Annotated in this window: 8 protein-coding genes and 3 tRNA genes; all 11 read left to right on the top strand. The window is 53.9% G+C overall.

The genetic code is table 11. The features are described from left to right. The first annotated feature begins 307 nt into the window (after positions 1–307). The 11 genes from birA (at position 308) to rplA (ending at position 6398) form a co-directional block, all read left to right on the top strand. Entirely contained in the window at positions 308–1267 is a 960-nt protein-coding gene (gene birA, locus IE038_RS07825) for a bifunctional biotin--[acetyl-CoA-carboxylase] ligase/biotin operon repressor BirA (RefSeq protein WP_163939839.1), read from the top strand. Beyond that, positions 1257–2006 carry a pantothenate kinase gene (locus IE038_RS07820; protein ID WP_189395411.1) on the top strand — a complete coding sequence of 250 codons (750 nt, stop codon included), beginning with the start codon at positions 1257–1259 and terminating at the stop codon, positions 2004–2006. Before birA ends, IE038_RS07820 begins: the two co-directional genes overlap by 11 nt. A gap of 7 nt (positions 2007–2013) precedes the next feature. Next, complete coding sequence (locus IE038_RS07815; RefSeq protein ID WP_163939838.1) at positions 2014–2442, top strand: hypothetical protein; 429 nt, start codon at positions 2014–2016, stop codon at positions 2440–2442. Positions 2443–2612: 170 nt separating this feature from the next. Beyond that, a tRNA-Gly gene (locus IE038_RS07810) sits at positions 2613–2686 on the top strand. 26 nt (positions 2687–2712) lie between these two features. Continuing rightward, positions 2713–2788, top strand: a tRNA-Thr gene (locus IE038_RS07805). Positions 2789–2873: 85 nt separating this feature from the next. Next, positions 2874–4067: an elongation factor Tu gene (gene tuf, locus IE038_RS07800; RefSeq protein WP_102051728.1), complete on the top strand. Its 1194-nt coding sequence runs from the start codon at positions 2874–2876 to the stop codon at positions 4065–4067. Between the two features lie 54 nt (positions 4068–4121). Then, a tRNA-Trp gene (locus IE038_RS07795) sits at positions 4122–4197 on the top strand. A gap of 45 nt (positions 4198–4242) precedes the next feature. Then, positions 4243–4611: a preprotein translocase subunit SecE gene (gene secE, locus IE038_RS07790; RefSeq protein ID WP_189395410.1), complete on the top strand. Its 369-nt coding sequence runs from the start codon at positions 4243–4245 to the stop codon at positions 4609–4611. Between the two features lie 9 nt (positions 4612–4620). Continuing rightward, a complete protein-coding gene (nusG, locus tag IE038_RS07785) occupies positions 4621–5154 on the top strand; it encodes a transcription termination/antitermination protein NusG (RefSeq protein ID WP_065761373.1) in 534 nt (177 codons plus the stop codon). Positions 5155–5271: 117 nt separating this feature from the next. Continuing rightward, positions 5272–5703 carry a 50S ribosomal protein L11 gene (gene rplK, locus IE038_RS07780; protein WP_065761372.1) on the top strand — a complete coding sequence of 144 codons (432 nt, stop codon included), beginning with the start codon at positions 5272–5274 and terminating at the stop codon, positions 5701–5703. Next, positions 5703–6398, top strand: coding sequence for a 50S ribosomal protein L1 (gene rplA, locus IE038_RS07775; RefSeq protein ID WP_065761371.1), 696 nt, complete (start codon positions 5703–5705; stop codon positions 6396–6398). The genes rplK and rplA overlap by 1 nt, the downstream gene beginning before the upstream one ends. The last annotated feature ends 36 nt before the right edge of the window (positions 6399–6434 follow it).

Genomic DNA, 6434 nt, shown 5'->3' with positions numbered 1-6434 from the left:
GGGGTTTCCCCATGTGAGAGTAGGTCATCGTCAAGATTAAATTCCGAAACCCCTATCTGCACATGCAGGTAGGGGTTTTGTCTTTGTGGCCTGGAAAATCATCGCCAGCGAGGCCCGCTGTTGTCATTTTTCTTGAGTGACTAGCTTGCAGGCGTATTGAAGCGGCTGGCAATGTAGCGATAGCTTTACGTAATACGTTCCATTTCTGGCTGCAGTAGTCCTCAGGTCGTGTCCAGCGGCTACAGATTTCTATGCAAGCCTTTGACGCATGGCTATCATGCCTGCCTCATTGTGAGTCGAGATCGGCATGCTGAAGTTGTTAAACCTCCTTAAAGATGGCCGGTTTCATTCCGGGCAGGCGTTGGGGGCCGCCTTGGGTGTCAGTCGCAGTGCTGTCTGGAAGCAGTTGCAGCATATAGAAGCTGAGCTGAGCCTACCCATTCATAAGGTTCGAGGCCGCGGTTATCAATTGGCTGCGCCGTTGTCCTTGTTGGAGGCGGCGGCAATCGCCGAGTGTTCTGCTGGCGAGTCCTGGCCTGCACTGATTTTTGACTCGATCGACTCGACGAATGCTCAGGCGCTCCGCGCAGTCAGTGAGGGGCAAGCTGCCCCCTTTATTGTTCTGGCTGAGCGGCAAACGGCTGGTCGTGGCCGTCGTGGCCGCACCTGGATAAGCCCGTTCGCAGAGAACCTTTATTACAGCTTGGTGCTACGCATTGAGGGTGGCATGCGTCAGCTAGAAGGGCTAAGTCTGGTTGTCGGCTTGGCTGTGATGCGCACACTGCATGCCTATGGTGTCAGTGGTGCTGGTTTGAAGTGGCCAAACGATGTATTGGTAAATAATCAAAAAATTGCCGGTATCTTGCTTGAACTTGTTGGCGATCCTGCAGATGTTTGTCATGTCGTTATGGGCGTAGGGATCAACGTCAATATGCAGTCAAGTACCGAAGTGGACCAGCAGTGGACGTCGATACGGCGAGAGGCAGGGGTTGCCGTTGACCGCAATCAACTGGTGGCCCTGCTTAACCAGAATCTACAGGCTGACTTGGTGCGGCATCGGCAGTCAGGATTTTCCGTGTTCCAGGATGAATGGGAGAGGGCGCATCTTTGGCAGGGGCGCGCTGTGTCACTTATTGCCGGTAGTAATCAAGTCGATGGAGTGGTGCGGGGGATTGATCGCCAGGGGGCGTTGCGCCTTGAGGTTAATGGTGTTGAAAAGAGCTTTAGTGGTGGAGAGCTCAGTTTGAGGTTGCGCGATGATTCTTGAGCTCGATTGCGGTAACAGCTTTATTAAATGGCGAATCATTCGCTCTGAAGATGCATCGATCGTCGCAGGTGGCGTTGCTGACTCTAATGAGGCGCTGGTTGCCTCAGTTCACGCTGCATCAAGTGAGGCGCCACGACGCTGCCGCTTGGTCAGTGTGAGAGGGGAGGACGAGACTGCGGTGCTTTGTGCCGCCCTGGTTGAGCGGTTCGGCTTGCTAGTCGTTAGTGCAGAGCCTGCGAGAGAGCTGGCGGGGGTGCGCAATGGCTATGATGACTTCCAGCGGTTGGGACTGGATCGTTGGTTGGCGCTGCTGGGTGGTTACCATCTGGCTGGTGGAGCCTGTGTGGTTGTCGACTTCGGTACTGCGGTAACGGCCGATTTCGTCGCGGCTGATGGGGCTCATCTCGGTGGTTTCATTTGCCCTGGGTTGCCCTTGATGCGAAATCAGCTGCGCACCCATACTCGTCGTATTCGCTATGATGATGCTGCTGCGGAGCGAGCGCTATCTAGTCTCGAGCCTGGGCGCTCGACCGTTGAAGCAGTTGAGCGTGGTTGTCTGCTAATGCTCCAAGGGTTTGTGCTGACACAGCTAGAGCAGGCTCGCTCGCTGTTTGGGGATGCTTTTACATTATTCCTTACTGGCGGTGATGCGCCCCTGGTTCACCAGGTGGCTCCGAGCGCACGTATGGTGCCGGATCTGGTGTTTGTAGGTCTGGCGATAGCTTGCCCCCTGGATTGAGGTGTCTATGCGCTGGTTGTTTCTTCTCTTGGTGGTACTCAATGCTGTCTATTACGTTTGGCATCAGCAAGAAGCACCATTGAAAGCCAAGGAAGTGGCCCCGCTGTCATTGTATAAAGGTAGTCAGCAGGATATTCGACTGTTGAGCGAATCGGGTACGGATCGGGCCAGTCCGCAGCGGGGTGAGGAGTGTCTCTACGTCGGTGGCATTGCCAAGTTGGAGCAGCTCAATGCACTACGCCAACGCTTGATGTCGCTAGACGTTGTGACGGCACGGGTGGTTGGGGCGCTGGGCGATAACCCGGGTTTTTGGCTGCAGGTAGCCCCTCAAAGCCGGCGTTTGTTGGACGAAACGGTGCTGGCGACACTTTCCCATGATTTCAAAGACTTAAAACATAAAATAATGTTGTGCGAGGGTATTGCAACTGCTGAATAGCTTGATAGAATGGCGCCCGCTTCACAGGGAACACCACTCGTTGGAAAGCCTGGGAAGCAACTGTCAAATTAGCTAACCTCAAGATTTTAATGAGAAAAAGCTTGACAGGAAGGCAGCAAGAGTTGAAAATGCTGCCCACGTTCAGGAGTTTAGCGAGAGCTGCAAGCTCCGCGGGTATAGTTTAGTGGTAGAACCTCAGCCTTCCAAGCTGATGATGCGGGTTCGATTCCCGCTACCCGCTCCAGGTTTGCTGTTTTTGCAAAGTGTAAGGCTCTTGTAGCTCAGTTGGTAGAGCACACCCTTGGTAAGGGTGAGGTCAGCGGTTCAAATCCGCTCAAGAGCTCCATATTAACAAGGCAGATATGAAAATATCTGCCTTTGTTTTAATGGTTGGCGTGACTAGTTAAATTCTTCTGCGGGGGACAGTCTCGATGGCTAAGGAAAAGTTCGAACGTAACAAGCCGCACGTAAACGTCGGCACTATTGGTCATGTTGACCATGGTAAGACTACGTTGACTGCAGCGCTTACTCGCGTTTGCTCCGAGGTTTTCGGTTCGGCCAAAGTTGATTTTGATAAAATCGACAGCGCCCCAGAAGAAAAAGCTCGCGGTATTACTATCAATACCGCGCACGTCGAGTATGACTCGAACATTCGTCACTATGCTCATGTCGACTGCCCGGGTCACGCTGATTATGTGAAGAACATGATCACTGGTGCTGCTCAGATGGACGGCGCTATCCTGGTTTGCTCGGCCGCTGATGGTCCGATGCCTCAAACCCGTGAGCACATTCTCCTGTCCCGTCAGGTAGGCGTTCCTTACATTGTGGTCTTCCTGAACAAGGCTGACCTGGTGGATGACGCTGAGCTGCTGGAGCTGGTTGAGATGGAAGTTCGCGACCTGCTCAGCACTTATGATTTCCCTGGTGATGACACTCCGATCATCATCGGTTCTGCTCGTATGGCGTTGGAAGGTAAAGACGACAACGAGATGGGTACAACTGCTGTCAAGAAGCTGGTTGAAACCCTGGACAGTTACATTCCAGAGCCGGAGCGCGCTATTGATAAGCCGTTCCTGATGCCGATCGAAGACGTATTCTCGATCTCGGGTCGCGGTACTGTTGTTACCGGTCGTATTGAGCGTGGCATTGTTCGCGTTCAGGATGCTCTGGAGATCGTTGGTTTGCGCGATACAGCTACCACCACCTGTACCGGTGTTGAGATGTTCCGCAAGCTGCTGGACGAAGGTCGTGCTGGCGAGAACTGCGGCGTTCTGCTGCGTGGTACCAAGCGTGACGACGTTGAGCGTGGTCAGGTTCTGGTTAAGCCAGGTTCGGTTAAGCCGCACACCAAGTTCACCGCAGAAGTTTACGTTCTGAGCAAGGAAGAAGGCGGCCGTCATACTCCGTTCTTCAAAGGCTACCGTCCACAGTTCTACTTCCGTACTACTGACGTGACTGGTAACTGCGAGCTGCCAGAGGGCGTTGAAATGGTAATGCCGGGTGACAACATCCAGATGACTGTCACTCTGATCAAGACCATTGCGATGGAGGATGGCTTGCGTTTCGCTATCCGTGAAGGCGGTCGCACCGTGGGTGCGGGCGTAGTTGCAAAGGTTCTTGAATAAGTAGTTGATTTATTTCTATCGGGCCGGCATAATGGTCGGCCTGATTAAGCTTTTAGGTCAGTAGCTCAATTGGCAGAGCGACGGTCTCCAAAACCGTAGGTTGGGGGTTCGATTCCCTCCTGACCTGCCAGATTCACCTCGTGTGTCTGGCTTTCTTTTCACAGGATCCTCCTAGATGACTTCCAAGTCTGAAGCCCAAGACTCTCGTTTTGATCTGCTCAAGTGGCTTGCTGTTGTCGCTTTGGTGGTCGTAGGCGTTGTTGGTAATCAATACTACAGTGCGTCCCCGATTCTGTACCGCGTAATTGCGCTTCTTGCTCTTGCTGCTGCTGCTGCTTTCGTTGCGCTGCAGACGGCGAAGGGTAAGTCGTTTTTTGCGCTGGCTAAGGAAGCTCGTACCGAGATTCGTAAAGTTGTATGGCCAACCCGTCAAGAAACCACTCAGACCACGCTTATCGTAGTGGCGGTTGTGTTGGTTATGGCGCTGCTGTTGTGGGGGCTTGATTCCCTGCTCGGTTGGTTGATTTCGTTGATTGTCGGCTAAAGGTGTCCCGTGGCTAAGCGTTGGTACGTCGTGCATGCTTACTCGGGTTACGAGAAGCATGTCATGCGTTCGTTGATCGAGCGCGTAAAACTGGCTGGCATGGAAGACGGTTTCGGCGAAATTCTGGTCCCGACCGAAGAAGTGGTCGAGATGCGTAATGGCCAGAAGCGCAAGAGCGAGCGTAAGTTCTTCCCAGGCTATGTGTTGGTTCAGATGGACATGAACGAAGGGACTTGGCACTTGGTCAAGGACACCCCTCGCGTCATGGGCTTCATCGGTGGTACTGCAGATAAGCCTGCTCCTATCACAGATAAAGAGGCAGAAGCGATTCTCCGTCGCGTTGCTGATGGTAGCGACAAGCCTAAGCCGAAGACTTTGTTCGAGCCGGGCGAGGTTGTTCGTGTTATCGATGGTCCGTTTGCTGATTTCAACGGCACTGTCGAAGAGGTTAACTACGAGAAGAGCAGGCTGCAGGTTGCAGTGCTCATTTTCGGACGCTCTACTCCGGTGGAGCTCGAGTTCAGTCAGGTCGAGAAGGTCTAACTGAACCCAGCATCCCATACCCCGCAGCCTTGTGCTGCGGGGTTTTGTCGTCACTGGGATAAAACGTAAGTAATCCGGGGAGCCATCAGGCGTTCGTACCCGATATTGGAGTAGCTCATGGCTAAGAAGATTCAGGCTTACATCAAGCTGCAAGTAAAGGCCGGCCAGGCCAACCCAAGCCCACCCGTTGGTCCAGCACTGGGTCAACACGGTGTGAACATCATGGAATTCTGCAAGGCCTTCAACGCCCGTACTCAGGGTCAAGAGCCAGGTCTGCCGACTCCAGTGATCATCACTGTTTACAGTGACCGCAGCTTCACCTTCGAAACCAAGAGCACCCCTGCTTCGGTTCTGCTGAAGAAAGCAGCTGGCCTGACCAGCGGTTCGGCTCGTCCGAACACTGTCAAGGTTGGTACTGTGAACCGTGCTCAGCTGGAAGAGATCGCAAAAGCTAAGAAGGCTGATCTGACTGCCGCTGACCTGGAAGCAGCCGTGCGTACCATCGCCGGTTCTGCTCGCAGCATGGGCCTCAACGTGGAGGGTGTGTAATGGCTAAGCTGACCAAGCGCCAAAAGGCCATCGCTTCGAAAGTTGAAGCTGGCAAAGTTTACAACTTTGAAGACGCAGCAGCTCTGCTGGCCGAACTGTCCACCGTGAAGTTCAGCGAGTCCTTCGACGTTGCAGTCAACCTTGGTGTTGACCCGCGTAAATCTGACCAGGTTGTTCGCAGCGCTACTGTGCTGCCGCACGGCACTGGCAAGACTGTACGTGTAGCTGTCTTCACCCAGGGTCCAGCTGCTGAGGCCGCTCTGGCTGCCGGCGCTGACCGTGTAGGTATGGACGATCTGGCTGCCGAAATGAAAGGCGGCGACCTGAACTATGACGTCGTTATTGCTTCCCCGGACGCAATGCGTGTTGTAGGTCAGTTGGGTCAGGTTCTGGGTCCTCGCGGCCTGATGCCAAACCCGAAAGTCGGTACTGTAACCCCAGACGTAGCCACCGCGGTTAAAAACGCCAAGGCTGGTCAGGTTCGTTATCGCACCGACAAAAACGGCATTATCCACACCTCCGTTGGCAAAGTCGGCTTTGATGCTGTCAAGCTGAAGGAAAACGTTGAAGCCCTGATCGCTGATCTGAAGCGTATCAAGCCAGCTTCTTCGAAAGGTATCTACGTTAAGCGCGTTACCCTGAGCACCACTATGGGCCCAGGTCTGGTCATCGACCAGAGCTCGCTGAGCGCGTAAGACATTAGGCGGGTGCGAGTGATCGCGCCCGCTGTG

The organism is Pseudomonas laurentiana, assembly GCF_014648275.1.
Classification (GTDB): Bacteria; Pseudomonadota; Gammaproteobacteria; order Pseudomonadales; family Pseudomonadaceae; genus Aquipseudomonas; species Aquipseudomonas laurentiana.
The sequence above is the reverse complement of the archived record's forward strand: the minus strand, read 5'-3'. Positions and strand labels throughout refer to the sequence as shown.

Coding starts and splice junctions, on each gene's coding strand:
- tuf (WP_102051728.1), top strand. CDS start 2,874: ATGGCTAAGGAAAAGTTCGAACGTAACAAGCCGCACGTAAACGTCGGC.
- rplK (WP_065761372.1), top strand. CDS start 5,272: ATGGCTAAGAAGATTCAGGCTTACATCAAGCTGCAAGTAAAGGCCGGC.
- IE038_RS07820 (WP_189395411.1), top strand. CDS start 1,257: ATGATTCTTGAGCTCGATTGCGGTAACAGCTTTATTAAATGGCGAATC.
- secE (WP_189395410.1), top strand. CDS start 4,243: ATGACTTCCAAGTCTGAAGCCCAAGACTCTCGTTTTGATCTGCTCAAG.
- IE038_RS07815 (WP_163939838.1), top strand. CDS start 2,014: ATGCGCTGGTTGTTTCTTCTCTTGGTGGTACTCAATGCTGTCTATTAC.
- birA (WP_163939839.1), top strand. CDS start 308: ATGCTGAAGTTGTTAAACCTCCTTAAAGATGGCCGGTTTCATTCCGGG.
- rplA (WP_065761371.1), top strand. CDS start 5,703: ATGGCTAAGCTGACCAAGCGCCAAAAGGCCATCGCTTCGAAAGTTGAA.